The 18,211-nt window shown below is 67.0% G+C and carries 17 protein-coding genes; 7 read left to right on the top strand and 10 right to left on the bottom strand.

What is annotated here, in order from left to right:
- Positions 1-9: 9 nt before the first annotated feature.
- The 5 genes from D9V34_RS16500 to D9V34_RS16480 form a co-directional block, all read right to left on the bottom strand.
- Positions 10-915, bottom strand: a complete 906-nt coding sequence (locus D9V34_RS16500) for a carbohydrate ABC transporter permease (protein ID WP_121689545.1) — start codon at positions 913-915, stop codon at positions 10-12.
- Positions 912-1,862 (bottom strand): carbohydrate ABC transporter permease, encoded by a 951-nt coding sequence (locus tag D9V34_RS16495; protein WP_121689544.1) that lies wholly within the window; start codon positions 1,860-1,862, stop codon positions 912-914. The genes D9V34_RS16500 and D9V34_RS16495 overlap by 4 nt, the downstream gene beginning before the upstream one ends.
- Positions 1,863-1,946: 84 nt before the next feature.
- Complete coding sequence (locus tag D9V34_RS16490) at positions 1,947-3,227, bottom strand: ABC transporter substrate-binding protein (RefSeq protein WP_183092016.1); 1,281 nt, start codon at positions 3,225-3,227, stop codon at positions 1,947-1,949.
- A gap of 244 nt (positions 3,228-3,471) precedes the next feature.
- Entirely contained in the window at positions 3,472-4,719 is a 1,248-nt protein-coding gene (locus D9V34_RS16485) for an acyl-CoA dehydrogenase family protein (RefSeq protein WP_121689542.1), read from the bottom strand.
- Positions 4,716-6,170 carry an LLM class flavin-dependent oxidoreductase gene (locus D9V34_RS16480; protein WP_121689541.1) on the bottom strand — a complete coding sequence of 485 codons (1,455 nt, stop codon included), beginning with the start codon at positions 6,168-6,170 and terminating at the stop codon, positions 4,716-4,718. The genes D9V34_RS16485 and D9V34_RS16480 overlap by 4 nt, the downstream gene beginning before the upstream one ends.
- A 293-nt stretch (positions 6,171-6,463) precedes the next feature.
- On the opposite strand from D9V34_RS16480, the gene D9V34_RS16475 reads away from it, so the two are divergent.
- Genes D9V34_RS16475 through D9V34_RS16465 form a run of 3 tightly spaced genes read left to right on the top strand, consistent with a single transcriptional unit; the run spans position 6,464 to position 9,810 of the window.
- Positions 6,464-7,798, top strand: coding sequence for an ABC transporter substrate-binding protein (locus tag D9V34_RS16475; protein ID WP_121689540.1), 1,335 nt, complete (start codon positions 6,464-6,466; stop codon positions 7,796-7,798).
- The gene (locus D9V34_RS16470) at positions 7,788-8,924 is read left to right on the top strand and encodes a carbohydrate ABC transporter permease (RefSeq protein WP_245992062.1); all 1,137 of its coding nucleotides are present in this window, start codon (positions 7,788-7,790) and stop codon (positions 8,922-8,924) included. The genes D9V34_RS16475 and D9V34_RS16470 overlap by 11 nt, the downstream gene beginning before the upstream one ends.
- Entirely contained in the window at positions 8,917-9,810 is an 894-nt protein-coding gene (locus D9V34_RS16465; protein ID WP_121689538.1) for a carbohydrate ABC transporter permease, read from the top strand. The genes D9V34_RS16470 and D9V34_RS16465 overlap by 8 nt, the downstream gene beginning before the upstream one ends.
- 4 nt (positions 9,811-9,814) lie before the next feature.
- On the opposite strand, the gene D9V34_RS16460 is transcribed toward D9V34_RS16465, so the two are convergent.
- A complete protein-coding gene (locus D9V34_RS16460) occupies positions 9,815-10,864 on the bottom strand; it encodes a Gfo/Idh/MocA family protein (protein ID WP_121689537.1) in 1,050 nt (349 codons plus the stop codon).
- A gap of 148 nt (positions 10,865-11,012) precedes the next feature.
- Here D9V34_RS16460 and D9V34_RS16455 point away from each other — a divergent pair, with 148 nt between their 5' ends.
- Both D9V34_RS16455 and D9V34_RS16450 read left to right on the top strand, forming a co-directional pair.
- Complete coding sequence (locus D9V34_RS16455) at positions 11,013-11,258, top strand: type II toxin-antitoxin system Phd/YefM family antitoxin (protein ID WP_121689604.1); 246 nt, start codon at positions 11,013-11,015, stop codon at positions 11,256-11,258.
- A gap of 9 nt (positions 11,259-11,267) precedes the next feature.
- Positions 11,268-11,531, top strand: a complete 264-nt coding sequence (locus tag D9V34_RS16450; protein ID WP_121689536.1) for a type II toxin-antitoxin system RelE family toxin — start codon at positions 11,268-11,270, stop codon at positions 11,529-11,531.
- Positions 11,532-11,622: 91 nt separating this feature from the next.
- On the opposite strand, the gene D9V34_RS16445 is transcribed toward D9V34_RS16450, so the two are convergent.
- From D9V34_RS16445 to D9V34_RS16435, 3 genes are all read right to left on the bottom strand, one after another.
- On the bottom strand, positions 11,623-12,060 hold the full coding sequence (locus tag D9V34_RS16445; RefSeq protein ID WP_121689535.1) for a DoxX family protein: 438 nt from the start codon (positions 12,058-12,060) through the stop codon (positions 11,623-11,625).
- Between the two features lie 155 nt (positions 12,061-12,215).
- The gene (sufU, locus tag D9V34_RS16440; protein WP_030149378.1) at positions 12,216-12,668 is read right to left on the bottom strand and encodes a Fe-S cluster assembly sulfur transfer protein SufU; all 453 of its coding nucleotides are present in this window, start codon (positions 12,666-12,668) and stop codon (positions 12,216-12,218) included.
- Between the two features lie 45 nt (positions 12,669-12,713).
- Complete coding sequence (locus D9V34_RS16435) at positions 12,714-14,003, bottom strand: aminotransferase class V-fold PLP-dependent enzyme (protein WP_121689534.1); 1,290 nt, start codon at positions 14,001-14,003, stop codon at positions 12,714-12,716.
- A gap of 252 nt (positions 14,004-14,255) precedes the next feature.
- On the opposite strand from D9V34_RS16435, the gene D9V34_RS16430 reads away from it, so the two are divergent.
- Both D9V34_RS16430 and thrC read left to right on the top strand, forming a co-directional pair.
- Positions 14,256-15,173 (top strand): amidase domain-containing protein, encoded by a 918-nt coding sequence (locus D9V34_RS16430; protein ID WP_121689533.1) that lies wholly within the window; start codon positions 14,256-14,258, stop codon positions 15,171-15,173.
- A gap of 241 nt (positions 15,174-15,414) precedes the next feature.
- Positions 15,415-16,833, top strand: a complete 1,419-nt coding sequence (gene thrC / locus D9V34_RS16425; protein WP_183092015.1) for a threonine synthase — start codon at positions 15,415-15,417, stop codon at positions 16,831-16,833.
- A 148-nt stretch (positions 16,834-16,981) separates the two neighbouring features.
- Here thrC and D9V34_RS16420 read toward each other — a convergent pair whose 3' ends face one another.
- Entirely contained in the window at positions 16,982-18,001 is a 1,020-nt protein-coding gene (locus tag D9V34_RS16420; protein WP_220700614.1) for a LacI family DNA-binding transcriptional regulator, read from the bottom strand.
- Positions 18,002-18,211 lie beyond the last annotated feature (210 nt).

The following is an 18,211-nucleotide window of genomic DNA, read 5'->3' as shown; positions in this document are numbered from 1 at the left end:
GTGGAAAAACTAGCCCTTGAGGGCGCCGGCAAGCACGGCACCCTCCATCTTCTCGGCGAAGATCGCGTACACGATGTAGACGGGGATCAGGGTGATCACGATGCCCGCGGCCAGCACGCCGTACTGCGCCGCATTGGTCATCGACAGCGTGGGGAGCGCGACCTGGGCGGTGCGCAGTGCGGGGTCGGGGCCGATGATCACCAGCGAGAAGAAGTACTCGTTCCAGAAGCCCAGGAAGTTCAGGATGATGACCGTGATCGTCGTGGGCATCGTGACCGGCAGGAACACCGCCCACAGCACCCGCATCTGGCTGGCACCGTCCAGCACCGCCGATTCCTCAAGCTCCGCCGGTACCGTGCGCATCGCCTGGGTCAGCAGAATCACCGAGAGCGGCATCGCGCCGGCGGGGAGGAAGAGGATCAGGAACTCGCGGGTGTGGAACAGGTTCATCGAGATCGCGAGCATCACCGTGGGCACCAGCGCGGCAAACGCCGGCACCAGGAAGCCCACCTGGAAGATGCGCTCGACGATGCCGCCAAGCTTGCCCTTGGAGCGGGCCAGCGCGTAAGAGGCGGGGATCGCGAGCAGCAGCGTGAGTACGCTCGCGCCCACCGTCAGGTACGCCTGATTCAGCAGCGCCGGACCCAGCGTCGCCTGCTCCCAGGCCTTGCCGAAGTTGTCCAGCACCAGGCCGGCAAACGGGTTGAAGGGCTCGTTGAGGATCGCGGTATTGGTCTTGAAGGCCGAGATCACCAGGTAGTAGATCGGGACCAGCAGCAGGAGCACGTAGAGCCAGATCGCGCCGTGCGACAGATAGGTCAGGAAGGCGGAGATGCCGCGCGAACCGCGGGAGGAGGATGCGCGAACCGGCGCAGCCTGGGCGCGGGTCTTGAGCGGGGATGCGGTGGTGGTCATGGCTTGCTCCGGAACAGTCGTCGGATGCCGATCAGACCGAGCACTCCGAGCACAAACAGGATGACGGCGATCGCCTGGGCGTAGCCCACCTTCGACTTATTGAACGCGTAGTCGTAGACCAGGAAGGACAGGTTGATCGTCGAGGTGCCGGGTCCGCCGCGGGTCAGCAGCAGCACCACGGCGGCGGAGGTGAACAGGGTCCAGAGGAACTGCAGGGTCGTGATGACGCCCACAAATCCCTTGGCCATCGGAAACGCGATCAGCCACATGCGACGCCAGTGTCCGCAGCCGTCGAGCTCGGCGGCCTCAAACACCTCGGTGGGCAGCGAGTTCATGGCCGAGGCGAGCATCACCGCCGACACCGAAACCGAGGCCCAGAGGATCACGATGATGATTGCGATGAAGGCGCTGTCACCGTTGGCAAGCCAGGGCTTGGCGATATGGCCGAGCCCGATCGTGTCGAGGAAGCCGTTGACCAGACCGGTCGGGGCAAACACCCCGAGGAAGACCAGCGCGAGCGCGGGGGCCGAGAGCAGCACCGGGGTAAACAGGACGGCGCGGATAAAGCGGTGACCGCGCGGACGCAGGTTCACGTAGTACGCGGTCATGAACGCTCCACACACCACGATCGGCACGGTGATGACCAGCTGGATCAGCGTGTTCAGCGCCGCCTGGTGCAGGACCGGATCGGCGAAGAGCTTGGTGAAGTTGTCGAGACCCACGAAGGTGCGCGGGGCGATCAGGCCGCGCCAGTTGGTCATCGAGAAGTAGAACAGGCTGAACAGGGGCCCGATCGTGAAGACCAGGAACCAGACCAGTGCGGGAAGGGCGAAGGTCAGCCCGGCGTTGCGCTTCCAGACCGAGCGTCGGCGCGGGGCGGAGAGCGGGGGTGACGCGTGGCGTGCGGCGCTGCTCACCTCGGTGGGCGCCGCGTCAATGACAGCCATGGTGGCTCCGAACGTTGAGGGTTGAATCGTTGTGTGGGGCGAGAACCGGTGGCGCCGGATTTCCCGACGCCACCGGTGTGCGGCTTAGCCCGCGGCGGCGTAGACGTTATCGACGGCCGCGCAGATGGCCTGGGCGTCGTTGCCCTTGGTGTAGGCCACCGAGGTGGCGCGATACATGGGGTTGGAGACGTCCCCGGGCACGTGCCCATCGGGCATGACCGCCCAGTCCACCGAGTCCAGCAGCGGGCCGTTGGCCTGGGCGATGATCGGAGAGTCGATGTGGGAGGTGTCCACCTTGGTGCTGGTGGCCATCACAATGCCGGCATCGGCCATGATCTGAATGGTCGAGGGCTTGTACATGAACTCGACCAGCTTCTTCAGCGCGGCCTCCTTCTTCTGGCCGTTGGGGGTGACCCACCAGCCGGCCGAGGTGTCGCCGCGGTAGGCGTTCGGCTTGGTGAAGGTGCCGCCCGAGGCGACCGGGAAACCGCCGAGTTCGGTGGCGGAGGCGACGGGCTCCTCGGCGTGCAGGTACGCCCAGCTGCCCATCGGCCCGATCGCGGCCTTCCCGGACATGTAGAGCGCCTGGGCCTGGTCGGCGGTGAGTCCCTCGACGCCGTCCACGAAGACGCCGGCATCGCGCAGCTCGGTGAACAGCTCGACACCCTTCATTGCGTTGGGGGACTTGCACAGTCCACCCTTTTCGAAGACCTGGATGGTCTCCTTCTCGTCCATATAGGTCTGCAGGATCTGCAGGAAGATCTTCTGACCGGACCAGTCATTACCACCGGTAGCCACCGGACCCACGCCGCTGGCGCGCAGCGCGGCGGCCGTGGCCTTGAGCTCGTCGATGGTCTTGGGGACCTCGGTGCCGGCCTTTTTCAGCAGGTCGGTGTTGTACCACCAGGGCCAGGTGAAGCCGGTGTAGGGGAACCCGCGGACGTTGTCCTCATCGTCGGTCCAGGCCTCGACCGCGGCCTGGGGGATCGCGTCGCCGAGATCCCAGTCCTTGAGGTAGTCGTTGACCGGGATGACCGCGCCGTTCTTGGCCCAGTCGAGCTGCTTTTCCAGGAGTCCCACCAGCAGCACGTCGGCCTCATCGCCGGCGAGCAGGGAGGTTTCGTAGACCTGGTTGAGGTCCTCGCCGTTTTCCAGGATCTTGACCTTGATCCCACTCTCGGCGGTGAACTCCTTGATGGCGTCGCGCAGGGCGGTGCCCTGGCTATTACCACTGGTCCAAATGGTCTGCAGGGTAATGCTGTCGGCGTCGCCGCCCCCGGCGGAGGCGCCGCCGCTGGAGCAGGCGGTGAGCGCGAGGCCGGTGGTGACGAGAACGGCGAGTCCTGCTTGTCTGAAGCGATGCATCGGTGGATCCTTCCTGACGGTTACGGCGGTGCTGCCGTAAATCGAACGGTCGGGTTGGGGGCCGAACCGTTGGCCCAACAATAGCCTGTGGTTTCTAACTTGGCAAGAGTGGTATTGATGTGGTCTGTACCGAGTGGAAACCCGCATCCGGGGGTCAAATTCCCCAAATTCCGCGACCAGGCACAACAAAAAGCCCTCGTCCTCGGGAAAAACCCGAGGACGAGGGCCGGTGCTGCCGGGTGGTCTACGTGTAGAGCGAAACCGGCTGGAACTCACCGTTAATGTGGTGTGCACCCACCTCAAGCTTCTTATAGTCCACCGGATCGTGCAGCGAGTGCGTGCGCACGTTGCGCCAGTGCAGATCGAGCCCGACCCGCTGGTTGGCCGAGGACGAACCGGTGACCTCGAAGATTCGGTGGGTCACCTCGAGGGCCACGGCATCGGTCACCACCTTGAGCTTGGCCACCGCGATGGCCAGCTCGCCGCGCTCCTCCCAGGTGAGGTCGCCGCCGCGATCGGCCGCCCGGTCGAAGTGGATGCCCACCCGCTCGGCGAGGGCGTCGGCCGCCTCGATCTGCGCCACAAATTCGCCCACCGTGCGCTGCACAAACGGGTCGTGGCGGTAGGTGTCGGCCCCCGAGAGGAACCAGGCGTTGGGGCGGTTGCGTAGGATCTGCGTGCCCTGAGCCAGCGCCCCCTCGGCGATGCCCAGGTACAGGTTGCCAAACGCGAGCTGGATGCCCGGGGTCAGCAGGCTGGCGAAGGCTTCGGGGGAGTCCAGCCCCAGAACGTCGGCTGCCTCGACCCGGACGTTGTTAAAGCGCACCGACCCGCTGGCGGACAGCCGCTGGCCGAGCGCGTTCCAGTCGCCCAGGTATTCCACGCCCTCGCGGTCGTGATCCAGGACCGCGTAGAGGAAGCGGTCGGCGTCCTCGCCCGCGGTGATGCGGGCATTGAGCAGGACCACATCGCCGACACTGGCACCGGTCGAGAAGCGCTTGAGCCCGTTCAGTCGGTAGCCATCACCCTCGCGAACCACCTCGAGGGCCGGATCCACCGGGTTGACCGAGTCGCCCCACACCCAGTTGCCCTCGATGCTTGCCCGGAACCACGCCTCCTGGGCCTCGGGGGCAGCCGAAAACACGATGTTCGAGGCGTTGATGTAGTGGTAGGCGAGCACCTGGGCGACCGAGGCGTCGGTGCGCGCCAGCACCCGCACCACGTGCAGTGCGGTGGACCAGTGCGCCCCGCCGCCGCCGAACTCGGCCGGGTGCAGCAGGTTGATCAGTCCGGCCTCGCGCAGCAGATTCAGCTCGGCATGCGGGTCGAGGTTGGCCCGGTCGCGTTCGAGCGCGTCGGTACCCAGGCGTGCGCCGACCTCGGCGGCGACGGCCTCCCAGTGGGCGCGCTCGGCGGCATCGGCGACGCCGTGCCAGGGCGAGAGCGCGGCGGCCGCGGTTGTGGTTTCGGGTGATTCTGCGGTGGTGGTCATGCTGCGTCCTTCGGGGTATCGCGGAGCGAATCGATATGCGGGATGACCCGCGAGGCGTCGCCATCGGCGGCGGACCGGGCGCCGGTGAAGGCCCCACGGTAGGCGGCACCCGGGTGGGTGCTGGGGAGGTGGGGGCCGGCGCCGCCGAGGCGTTCGCGCAGGGTGCCCTCGGGGTACTCGTTCCAGACTCGGCCGCGCTTTTGCAGCTCGGGGACGATCAGGTCCACGATGTCCTCGAAGCTGCCCGGGGTGACCGCATAGGCGAGGTTGAATCCGTCCACATCGGCCACCTCGATCCAGCGCTCCAGCTCGTCGGCCACGGTGGTGGGCGAGCCCACGATCACCGGGCCGATGCCGCCGATGCCCAGGTACTCGGCGATGTCCCGCGGGGTCCAGCGGCGCTCGGGATCGGTGATGGTGAAGATCGCCAGGGCCGAGCGGGCGGCATCGGTGTCCACGTATTCCAGCGGCACATCGGGATCGTAGCCCGAGAGGTCGAGACCCGACCAGCCACCGTAGAGCGCCAGGGCGCCCTCGACGCTGGTGTACGAGCGGTACTCGTCGTACTTGGCCTGGGCGAGCTCGTCGGTTTCGGCGGTGATGATCGTGGCCAGCACGATGATCTTGACCTCGTTGCGGTCGCGTCCGGCGGCCTCGGTCTGGTCGCGAATATCGTCGACGTTTTTGCGGGTAATCTCGGGCCGCACCCCGTTGAGGAACACGGCCTCGGCGTGCCGGGCGGAGAAGGACTTTCCGCTCTTCGAGGTGCCGGCCTGGAAGATCACCGGGCTGCGCTGCGGCGAGGGTTCGGCCAGGTGGATGCCCGGCACCGAGAAGTGCTCGCCGCGGTGATCGATCGGGTGCACCCTGGTGGGATCGGTGAAGACGCCGGATTCGCGGTCGCGCACCACCGCGCCATCCTCCCAGGAGCCCTCCCACAGCTTGTAGGTCACGTCGAGGAATTCCTCGGCCAGCTGATAGCGCTGATCGTGGCTGAGCTGCTTTTCCAGGCCCAGGTTGGTCGCCGCGGAGTTGAGGTAGCTGGTGACCACGTTCCAGCCGATCCGGCCGCCGGTCAGGTGATCCAGCGAGGAGAACGTGCGAGCCAGGCTGTAGGGCTGCTCATAGGTGAGCGCCACGGTGACCCCGAAACCGAGGTGGGTGGTGACCGCGGCCATCGCGGTGATCGGCAGCACCGGGTTGATCATCGGCACCTGTGCCGCATCGATCAGGGCGGGGGCGACCGAGTCGCGGTAGACATCGTAGACACCCAGCACATCGGCCAGGAAGACCGCGTCAAACTTGCCGCGCTCCAGGAGCCGGGCGAGGTTGGTCCAGTATTCCAGGGTGTTGTAGGTGTCGGCCCGGTTGTCCGGGTGCCGCCAGAGGCCCGGGGCCTGGTGCGTGACGCAGCCCATATCGAAGGCGTTGAGGATGATGCGCTTGGACACGGTGGATCCTTTGATCGGTGGGGAGAAAAACTGCCGTGGGGGAACGCTAACAGCGCGGCCGGGGTGGGCGCCCGGCTTTCGTAACACGGGGACATTCACGCGCGCTCCCGCGTTCCCGCGCGCGCGAAATGAGCGACGCGCGTCGCTTACATAACGCAGTGTTACCGGCCGCGTCGGAACATGACGCGGGTGGGCGCGGCCCAGGGAGGGCCGATGCTAGCGTGACGCAACGCAACTCAGAGGCCCCGAATCGGGTTGCCACAATCCCCGCCATCCCCGCCCAAAGGAACCCCATGTCATTCTTCTCCACCCCACGCCGCCGCCTCGGCCGCGTCACCGGTCTCGTGGCCGGCCTGAGCGTCGCCGCCCTCGCGCTGAGCGGGTGCGCGGCCGGTGCAAGTGCCGACGATAACTCGCAGGCCGGCGATAAGTCGCTCACGGTCCTGCTGATCTCCTCGCATAAGGGTGCCGCCGAGTGGCTGAAGACCGAGTATGAGAAGGAGACCGGGGTCAAGATCAACCCGGTCATCGTGCCCTATGACGAGATCGGGTCCAAGCTCGCCCTCGACCAGCAGTCGGGGGCCAACACGATCGACGCCGCCGCCCCCTGGTACGTTTCGCTGGGCTCGCTCGCCCAGGACGGGGCGATCAAGGACCTCACCGGCGTGATCAAGGACCGTGCCGACGAGATCAAGCCCGACGACTTCATCCCCTCGATCTATGACCCCTACTCCCTGGTGGATGGCAAGCGCTACGGTCTGCCCTTTGACGGCGACACCCACGTGCTCTTCTACAACAAGGACATCCTGGCTCGCAACAACATCACCGAGCCCCCCGCCACCTGGGACGAGTACCTCGAAGACGTGAAGACCATCACGGCCAACGAGGGCAAGTCGGGCACCTACGGGGCCGCGGTCTTCGGTCAGAAGTCGCCGCTGATCCTCGGTGCCAGCTTCGCCAACCGTCTCGCCGGCTTCGGCGGGGAGTTCCTGGACAAGGACGGCAAACCGGTCATCAACTCGCCCGAGGCCGTGAAGGCAGCCCAGGCCCTGGTGGACGTCAACAACTTCGCCCTGCCGACCCCGGCCGAAACCGACTTCGGCGCCGGCAACAACGCCTGGTACTCGGGCAAGGTGGGCTTCATTGAGAACTGGACCGATACCGGTGTGAACTCCCAGAACACCCCGGCGATCGCCGATAAGTGGGGCGTGACCTTCCTGCCCACCGAGAAGGCCGGCGAGAAGTCGCGCGCCTCGCTGGTGGCCGGCTTCAGCTGGGTTGTGGCCGCCAACACCAAGAAGACCAAGCTCGCCGAAGACTTCATCATCTGGGCCTCCTCGGAGAAGGTCAACGCCGCGCTGCTGACCGCGATCCCCACCACCGGGATCGACCCCAACCGCAAGTCCTCGCTCGAGGATGCCACCTACGGCGAGAAGTACCCGGAGATCCAGCGCGTCAACCGCGCGACCCTCGACGGTGCCCTCGCCTGGCCCACCGGCCCCAAGGCCACCGAGCTTGCGCAGACCCTGACCGATGAGCTGGCCAAGCTGCTCGCCGGCACCGGGGGCACCGCCAAGGAAACCCTTGACCGAGTGCAGACCAAGTGGGAGTCCCTCCTTGGGAAGTAACATCCCCACGCTGGACGCCGTCGACCCGGAAACCGGGTCGGCGGCTTCCGCCGTTGCTGATGCGGACACCAACACGGAGTCCGCCCGCGCCGGGACGGCCGCGGGGCCGGTCCCCGGAGTCGCCGGTTCCGTGACCGACGGTCCCCGGGGTGCCGGAGCCCGGATCGCCTCCCCGCGTCGCTCGGGTCGGCCCGCCCGCGACCGTCGACCCACCCGCGACCGTCGTCCGGCCCGCCCGCGTCTGCCCGGTGACGGTCCGCGTGCCCGCCTGGTGCGAGCGGGACTGGTGGCCCCGGCGAGTCTCGCGGTGATCGTGCTGGGCGCGTTCCCGCTGGTGTTTATCCTGCTCGCCGCGTTTAGCCGATCCTCACTCGGGCGTCCGTTCCAGGAGTTTGTGGGCGGCGACAACGTGGTGCAGGCCCTCACCGATCACGATGTGATCGGCTCGCTGATCCGCTCGGTCGGCTACGCGCTGGCCGTCGCTGTGCTCAGCGTGGTGTTCGGCGTGATCGTGGCCCTGGCACTCGCCGGGGCCGTGCGTGCCGGATCGCTGGTGCGCACCCTGCTGCTCCTGCCGCTGATCACCCCGCCGGTGGTGGTCGGGATCCTGTGGAAGCTGATCTTTAGCCCCTCGGGCGGCCTGATCGATACCCTGCTGCGGACCTTTGGCTACCGGGGCGAACCACTCTCGATCCTCGCCAATCCCGACCTGGCGCTCGCCGGGGTGGGCATCGCGGACATCTGGGAGTGGACGCCGCTGATCGCGCTGCTGGTTTTCGCCGCGCTGCTCGGTCGGGATCCCGAGGTATCCGAGGCCGCCGCTCTCGATGGGGCGCACGGCTGGCGGCTGTTCCGGGAGATCACCCTGCCGGCAATCGCCGCGACCATCGCCGCCGCATTCCTGGTGCGCCTGGTGTTGGCCTTCAAGGTCTTTGACCTGATCTATGTGATGACCTCGGGCGGGCCCGGCCAGGCCACCACGATGCCCGCGTATCAGATCTACCAGGCGGCCCTGCAGCACTCGGATGTGGGCCAGGCGGCCGCCCTGACGCTGATCCTGGCCGTGGTCATCACCGTGATCACGACCCCGATCATCCTGATTTCCCGGAGGTTTGGCAATGACTAGCACGACACTCACCCGCGTGCCCGATGCCGCTCCCGTGGGCACCCCCGCGCGCCGCCGGACCTCTGGCCGCCGGACATCAGGCCGCCGCTTCCCGGTGGCGAAGACCGTGCTGGGCATCAGCCTGGCGCTGACCCTGATCCCCCTGCTGTATCTCCTCTCGCTCTCGTTTATGGGGCGCGCGGATGTGGCCGCCGGACACCTGCTGCCCTCGGCCCCGGCCTGGGGCAACTGGGAGGCCGCGCTGACCACCTCGGGGCTGCCGCGGGCGATCCTCAACTCGGTGATCGCCGCGGGCTTCGGGGCACTGATCACGCTGGCGTTCGCGCTGCCGGCGGCCTGGGCGATGGTGCGACACCAGACCGGGGGAAAGACTCTGACCGCGAGCATCCTGGCACCCTGGCTGCTGCCGCCGATCGTCGCGGTGATTCCGCTGTTCACGCTGCTGCGCATCCTCGGGCTCAACAACACGCTGGTGGGGCTGGCGGTCGTCTACGCGCTGGCCAATACGGGCCTGGCAGTGTTCCTGCTGCAGGGGTTTGTGAAGAAGGTTCCGTTGGAGATCGAGGAGGCCGCGGCGCTTGATGGAGCGGGCACGCTGCGCATCCTGTTCCGGGTGGTGCTGCCGCTGCTGACCCCGGCGCTGATCGCCGTGGGCGTGGTGGTCGCGGTGCTCAACTACAACGAGTTCCTGCTGGCGCTGTTCCTCACCCAGGGACCGGACTCGCAGACGGTTCCGGTGATCCTCTCGCTGCTGCTCGGCGATAAGGTCCAGGACTTCGGCCAGCTCGCCGCTGCCTCCCTGGTGGGGGTTGCGCCGGTCTTTGCCGCCGCGGTGTTCCTACAGCGCGGCCTGGTGGCCGGGCTGACCTCGGGCGCGGTGAAGTAGCGGGTTAGACCCGCGCGCCCACGGGGTCGCCCGGGCGCGGGGCGAGTCCGGCTGCTCGGTAGGCGGCGTCGATCAGGGCGAGGGTGCGCACGGATTCAGCCACGCTCACCGGGAAGGCCGCATGCCCGCGCACGGCCGCCCGGAAGGCGCTCAGCTGATAGTCGAAGGAGGGGACAGTGCCCAGGTGCTCGGTGCGCGGGTCATCCAGCGGGCCGATCAGCAGGCGATCATCCAGCTGCGGCAGCACAAAGTCGGGAGCCTCCAGGACTCCGGCGCTGCCGACGATGCGCAGCGAGAACTCCATGTCCGCGGCGTCCATTGAGGAGGTGATGCGCATCGGGGTGCCGTCGGGGAAGGTGAGGTTGGCGGTGAGCGAGCGATCCACCTCGGCATCCTCGGGGCGACCCAGTGCGGTCGCGGCGATCAGGCGCGGGGAGCCACCAAAGTGTGAACCCAGATTTTCGGCGGCGTGCAGGGCGTAGCAGCCCACGTCCATGACGCTGCCACCGGCGAGGTCCAGGCTCCAGCGCGGGTCGGCGTCGTCGGGGGCGGGGATCTCCGAGCGGATCGTGACACTCTGAATCCGGCCCAGTTCGCCCGAGGCCAGCACCTCGTGCACGCGTAGCCAGAGCGGGTGCATCGCATAGTGGAACGCCTCGGCCAGGACCAGGCCCGATCCGGAGGCTCGTGCGGCGAGGGATTCCAGCTGGGCGGAGTTGGCGGCGATCGGCTTCTCCACCAGCACGTGCTTGCCCGCGTCGAGGGCTCGGGCCGCCCATTCGGCGTGCTCGGAGTTCACCAGCGGGACGTAGATGGCCTCGATGTCTGGGGAGCGCAGCAGCGCCGCATAGTCGTTTTCGGCGCGGAGGAACCCGTGTTCGGCCGCATAGTCGCGGGCGCGCTGGGGGTTGCGGGCGGCCACGGCGACCAGCACATCGCCGGCGGCCTGTGCGGCGGGGATCAGCGAGCGGGAGGCGATCCGTGCGGCACCCAGGACGCCCAAACGCAGCGGGCGACGCGGAATCGGGTTCGGACGGGTAAGGGGAGAGGACATCGTTGGTCTCCGAAACGTGAAGCGGGGAATGCGGCGGCCTGGCCGCGACGAACCCCACCACTCTACTCGGGTGCCGCGGTGGTGAGACTCATCCGTGAAGGGCCAGGTCAGCATTGTGACTTACTTGTACAAGATGTACGTTTGGGGTATGAACTCAGTCAGCCTCAGTACGTTTCGCGCTAACCAGAGCGCGGTGATCGACGCTGCGCAGAACCAGCCGGTGGAAATCCTCAGCCGGGGGAGCCGGCGTCGTGCCGTAGTCGTCTCGCCCGATTTTTTCGACCGTGCCGTTGCGGCTCTTGAAAATCAAGCCGATGTCGAGGCGGCGGCGCAGGCTCGACGGGAATCTGGGCGGGTTTCTCACGAAGACCTGATGGCCGAACTCGGCCTCTAGCCTCTGATCATGGCCGTGTACCGGATTTCCTATGCCTCGTCCGCGGCGAAGGCATTTCGTGGAATCCATCCCCGGGATCGTCAACCCATTAGAGATGCCATCGAGCGTCTCGCCGAAGATCCGCGGCCGGTGGGGTCGATCAAGCTGGTTGGTGGCGCGGGTGAGCGGCGTGTTCGAGTGGGGAACTATCGTGTCGTCTACGACGTGGACGACGGTGTGCTGGTCGTTCTGATTCTGAGGATCGGGAACCGGCGGGATGTGTATCGAATGTGAACCTTCGGTACGGCGTCCATACGATTTTCGGGGGCCGAACAGCGTCGCCCTCGATGCCCGTGTGGGCATCGAGGGCGACGAGTGGGCGTGGCTAGGCCGTCGCGGCAGTTGAGCGGCCGCGGCGGAGGCCGCGCACCAGGTGGTCGGCCGAGAAGGTGCCGGGGCCGGTCAGGGCGAGGGCGGCGGCACCGGCGGCGAGGGCGAGGACCAGCTCAAAGCCGCCCGCGTCCACGAAGATACCCGCCGAAGCGTGCACCAGGAACAGGGCACCGAGCATGTCGAGCACCAGGAGTCCGGCGACGATCCGGGTCGCCAGGCCGAGGATCAGCGCGGCACCCCCAACAATCTCCAGGATTGCCACGGCCGGGCCCACCAGTTCGGGCAGCGGCACCCCCATGCCGCGGAACGCTTCGGTGGTGCCGGCGAGGGTGAACTCGGTGAGTTTCTGCCAGCCGTGGGCGAAAAAGACGACACCGAGCGCAACGCGCAGCAGTGCCAGGCCAAGGGACGAGGTGGTCGACGGGGTCAAAACGGGCTCCTTCGATCGGAAATAGATTGTCGCTACAACTATTTCCGGGATCGGGCCCGGATGGGGGAAATGCCGCACGCCTCCCAGGGCATTGCCAGGTCGAAACCACCTGCGTCAGGCATCAGCCGCTGCGGACCGCCGGGCGCACGCTCCGCCTACTTGGCGGCGCTCTCCATCATCGCGCCCTCGAGCGCGGTCCAGGCGAGCATCGCGCACTTCACCCGGGCGATATAGCGTGAGACACCCTCGAGAGCGGCGGCGTCCCCGAGGGGTTCGTCGTCCTCGATCCCGGCACCCTTGGACTGCATCAGCTCGCGGAACAGGCCGATCCGCTCGGGCAGTTCGGCCACCGGCAGTCCCGCGGTCAGGTCGGTCAGCAGCGAGGCCGAGGCCATCGAAATCGAGCAGCCCTGGCCTTCCCAGGCGAGCTTCTCCACGGTTTCTCCCGAGGCGTCGGTGACCAGCTGCAGGGTGATCTCATCCCCACAAGTGGGGTTTAGCTGGTGGTTGCTGGGGTGATCCTCGGGGCGCAGGCCAAAGCCATGCTTCTGCTTGGATGCCTCCAGGATGACCTGCTGGTAGAGGGAAGCGAGTTCGGGTGAGCCCATGATGGCAGCTCCAGTTTCTAAATCTGAGTGGGGAGTACAGCGGGATTAGTCGGCGAGGCCGAAGTAGGCGCGGACCTCGCCCAGGGCCTCGATCACCGCGTCAATCTCGGCGGTGGTGTTGTAGAAGTACGGGCTGATCCGGGTCGAGGCGGTCACACCCAGACGGCGGTGTAGCGGCTGGGCGCAGTGGTGGCCGACGCGGATCGCGATGCCGCGGTCATCCAGATACTGGCCCACATCGTGCGCGTGCACCCCCTCGACATCCAGCGCAACCACGCCCGAACGCAGCGCGGCCTCGCTCGGGCCGAGGACCCGGATGCCCGGGATCGCCGCGGCCCCGCGGTACATGCGTGCGCCCAGCTCGGCCTCGCGCTCGTGGATCCGATCCAGGCCCACGGCATCCAGATAGTCGATCGCGGCGGCCAGCCCGATCGCCTGCGCGACCTGCTGGGTTCCCGCCTCAAAGCGCTGCGGGGCGGGCAGATACTCGGCCTTTTCCAGGGTTACGGTGGTGATCATCGAGCCGCCGGTGAGGAACGGCGGCAGGGCGTTGAGCAGCTCGGAGCGACCATAGAGCACACCGATGCCGGTGGGGCCGAGCATCTTGTGGCCCGAGAACGCGGCAAAGTCCACGTCCAGCTCGCGGACGTTCACACCCATGTGCGGCACCGACTGGCAGGCATCCAGTACCACCAGGGCGTCCGCCGCGCGGGCCAGGGCAACCAGCTCGGAAACCGGGTTGATCACCGCAGAAACGTTGGACACATGGGTGAACGCAACCAGCTTGACCTCGGGGGTGATCAGCGCGGCTGCCGCCTCCATGTCGAGGGTGGCATCATCGAGGATCGGGATGACGCGCAGCGTCGCGCCGGTGCGGGCGGCCAGCTCCTGCCAGGGAATGAGGTTGGCGTGGTGCTCACCCTCGGTGGTGACGATCACGTCTCCGGCACCGATCGCGAAGCGCTTTGCAGCCTCGCCGCCGAGGCCCGCGCTGGCGTTGGAGATGCCGTAGGCGATCAGGTTCAGCGCCTCGGTGGCACCGCTGGTCCACACCACCTCGTCGATATCGGCCCCGATAAATCCGGCAACCTTGGCCCGCGCATCCTCGAACCGCTCGGTCGCCAGGGCGGCCAGGGTGTGGGCGCCGCGGTGCACGGCGGCGTTGTGATGCTCGTAGAAGTCGCGCTCGGCATCGAGTACCGCGCTGGGTTTTTGCGAGGTCGCGCCGGAGTCCAGATACGCCAGGCGGTGACCGTTCACCTCCTGATCCAGGGCCGGGAAGTCGGCAGCGAGGCGGGCGGCCTCGGCATCGTCGATCGGGTGGTTCAGGGTCATGGGAGACGGCTTCCTCTGCCCAAAACGGGCACTTGTCGTACGGGGTGTGCTGTGAAGGATCAACAGCAAACGGGGAAACGGAATTCCCCACGCCCCCATTCTCTCGCGTGTGTGCCGCCCGGGCTACCCGGCGGGGTCATCGCGCCGTAACCTGCGATCCCGGCCCGCCGATTTTTGTGCCGATTTCCCAGGCACGCGCGCTTAGGATGAGGTCTCGACATATTGTCTGTATTTGTGTTTTGGAAGGTCCCCGTGCGCACTCGTCTCCCCGCCCTCGTCCTGAGCGGCCTGCTCGCCGCCACCCTCGCCGGGTGCGCCGCATCGGAACCCTCCACCGGTGGCTCCGCCGCCCCCAGCAGCAACACCAGCGCCGACGCCGGCACCGGTAAGCCCACGCTGACCAAGCTCTCCAGCACCGAAGGTGGTCTCTCCGGTGGCACCACGCTGACCCTGACCGGTGAAAACCTCAAGGGCGTCACCAACGTGCACTTCGGTACCGTGGACGCCGGCGACATCACCGTCAAAAACGACACCACCATCGAGGTCACCGTGCCCTCCTCGTTCAACTATGTAGAGGGTCAGGTTCCGGTCACCGCGCTTATTGGGCAGACCCCGGCCGCCGGCAGCGCCGAGTACACCTACGCGGTGAAGACCGATGTGGACCGCCAGATGGCCTACCTCTTCAAGCACTGGAACAACTACAACACCGCGCAGTGGGGCGACATGAACGCCGGCGGTGGAGACTGCGCCAACTTCACCAGCCAGGGCCTGATCGCCCGCGGCTGGAAGCAGAACCCGCAGTGGAACAGCCCCGGCGTCAACGTGGCCTCCTCGACCGAGTCTTGGCGCTTTGTGCCCACCATGGACAAGTGGCTCACCAACGACGCCTCGACCCTGGGCCTTACCAAGCTGACCCTCGCCGACCGCGACAAGCTCAAGGTCGGCGACATCGGCGTGTTCCTGTGGACCGGCGAGGGCCGCCCCGACCACGTGATGACCGTGTCCAGCGTCAAGAAGGTGAACGGCCACACCGAGGTCGCGTTTGTGTCGCACAACCTCGACGGCGACTACCGCGACCTGGACCAGCTGATCAAGGACAAGAACGCCGCCAACAAGCCCGGCCAGGAGATGCAGGCCTGGTTCTACTCGATTCCCGACGCCAAGGCGTAACTCCGGCCTGCCTGGTCGGTATCTGTGCATCCCCGACGCCAAGGCGTAAGGACACAAGTATTCGCCTTCACATATAATCGAGATGAAAGCCCCGGAACGATCCCTGCTCTGAAAGATTGAGCACATCGCCGGGGCTGCAGATCCTTGTGGGCGCACCAATGTGCACGGGATGCTGTGTTTTTCTCACCGGCGCGCCCGGTAGGCTGGATTTCTCATGATCCCCGAGGAGAAAGGCGCGGAATTGCAGTACATCTCGACGCGCGGCCACGTCATTGGCCAGTATTCCGACGTTCTGGTTGAGGGCCTGGCCCCGGATGGCGGCCTCGCCGTCCCCGAAACCGTGCCCACCGTTTCTCCCGAGACGCTGGAGAGCTGGCGCGGCCTCGGCTACGCCGACCTGGCCACCGAGGTGATCGGGCTGTTCGCCACCGACATTCCCCGCGAAGACCTGTCCCGGCTGACCCACGCGGCCTACGCTGCCGATAAGTTTGAGGCCGCCGAGATCGTCCCGCTGACCGACCTGGGCCGCGGCATGACGCTGGTGGGCCTGTCCGAGGGGCCGACGCTGGCCTTCAAAGACATGGCGATGCAGTTCCTCGGCGAAGCCATGGAATATGTGCTCGCCAAGACCACCAGCAGCCTGAACATCCTCGGGGCCACCTCGGGCGACACCGGATCCGCCGCCGAATACGCGTTCCGCGGGCGCGAGCGGATCTCGATTTTCATGCTCTCCCCGCTGGGCCGGATGAGCGCCTTCCAGCGGGCCCAGATGTACTCGCTGCAGGACGCCAACGTGCACAACCTCGCCGTGGCCGGCGTCTTTGACGACTGCCAGCACCTGGTGAAGACCCTCTCCGAGGACCTCGACTTCAAGCGCGCCCACAACCTGGGCGCGGTCAACTCGATCAACTTTGGTCGGATTTCCGCCCAGATCGTCTACTACGTGTGGGCCTGGCTGCGCGCCACCGACGCCGTGGACGCCGAGAAGCGTGCGGGCTTCGAGGTATCGGTAGCGGTGCCCTCGGGCAACTTCGGCAACATCCTCTCGGGCTACTACGCCAAGCTGCTCGGCGTGCCGATCCGCAAGCTGGTGCTCGCCTCGAACGAGAACAACGTCCTGGACGACTTCTTCCGCACCGGCATCTACCGCCCGCGCACCTCGGCCGAAACCCTGGCCACGTCGAGCCCCTCGATGGACGTCTCCAAGGCGTCCAACCTGGAGCGCTTCATCTTTGACTTCTTCGGTCGCGACCCCGAGCGCACCGCCGGTGCGTGGAAGGACCTCGCCGCCAACGGATTCTTCGACCTCAGCGGCGAGCAGGCCCGCTTCGAAGCCGAATATGGTTTCGTGAGTGGCACCTCGACCCACGCCGACCGGATCGACACCATCCGCTCGTTTGCCGAGTCTTCGGGCATCACCCTGGATCCGCACACCGCCGATGGCGCGAAGGTTGCGCTGCCGCACGTGGAGGAGGGTATCCCGATGCTTGTGCTGGAGACCGCCAAGCCGCGTAAGTTCCCCGAGATCGTGGCCGAGGCGCTGGGCTCCGCCCCCGAGCAGTCGGCCGAGACGAAGGCGCTGATGGAGGCTCCGCAGCGGGTCGAGGAGATCCCCTGCGACGCCGACTTCCTGCGCACCTACATCGCCGAGCGCATCTAGATTACGTTCGTACACGCAGAATGGCCGGACCCCTCGGGGCCCGGCCATTCTGCATGCGTGCCTGCCTGCGGTGCGTGCGCTTCGGCCGAGGGCGCACCACCGGGAACGGAGAGCGCGGACGGGTGCCGCGGTTTCGGGTGCGACGCACCTAGCGCGGGGCGCGCTCCCCGCTGCCGCGCGGGATCAGGGTGGCGCCGAGCTGAATGTGCTGACGCGGTCCGGTGTCCCCGGCGAGTCGGCTAAAGAGCAGTTCGGCCGCCAGTCGCCCCACCGCCGCGGGGTCCTGCGCGACCACACTGACCGGCGGTTCCAGGGCATCGGCGAGCTCGAAGTCATCGAATCCGACCAGGGCGACCCCGATGCCGCGCTGGCGCAGCAGGCGCACCACGCGGACGCTCCACCGGTTGTTTCCGGCGAGGATCGCGGTGGGGGGATCGGCCTGATCCAGCAGTGCCAAAAACGCCTCCCCGGACTCGGGGGCCGCGGGATTGGCCATCAGTACCAGGTTGTCATCGCGCTCGATCCCGGCGGTTTCCAACGCTTCCAGGTAGCCGATCCGGCGCTCCTGGGCGGTGTAGAGGCTCGCGGTGTCGCCGACAAATGCGATCCGGCGGTGACCCCCGGCGAGCAGGTGACGGACCCCGGCGGCGGTCCCGCCGCGGTTATCCACTAGGACCGTATCGGCGTCCACATCCACGCTCGGCCGGTCCACAAACACCAGCGAGCAGCCGGCCTCGCCCTCGGCCGCCAGCACGCGCGGATCCATGCCCTCGGCGGGGGTGATGATCAGCCCGTCGATCCCGCGCCCGCTGAGCGAGCGCACCAGTTCCTCGGCCCGGCGCGGATCCTCGGCGGAGGAGGACACCAGCAGCGCGTGATGGTGCGCGTGAGCCACCTCCTCGACGGCTCGGGCGAGGGTGGAGTAGAACGGGTCCGCGAGGTCCTCGATGATCAGCCCAATCGTGGCCGTGGTGCCCTGGCGGAGTTGCCGTGCCTGTTCGTTTCGACGGAACCCGAGTTCCCGGATGGCCGCCTCGACCCGCACCGCCTTGGCCGCGCTCACACTCTCGGTTCCGTTGACCACGCGAGACACGGTTTTCAGGCTCACATCCGCCAGTTTGGCCACGTCGTTCATGGTGGGGCGGGTGCTGCGGGGGAGCGGCGTCATGGATGTCCTCGGGGGTCGGTCGCGGAATCCGCGACGCTGTGTCAACGATGTCAGATCCTAGCAACACAGCCCGGCAAATTCCGGTGGTATCCCAAGATTAATCTCCGAACCGGGGAATTAATACCCCGTAATCACGGGGATTTTCGCCGGGTCCCCCAAAAGACAACGTTGACATTTTTTGGACCGGCGCGATAGATTCGGCGCAACCCG

It is taken from the genome of Mycetocola lacteus (assembly GCF_003667575.1).
GTDB lineage: Bacteria > Actinomycetota > Actinomycetes > Actinomycetales > Microbacteriaceae > Mycetocola > Mycetocola lacteus.
Note: the sequence above shows the minus strand (reverse complement) of the source record. Positions and strands in the feature narration are given on the sequence as shown.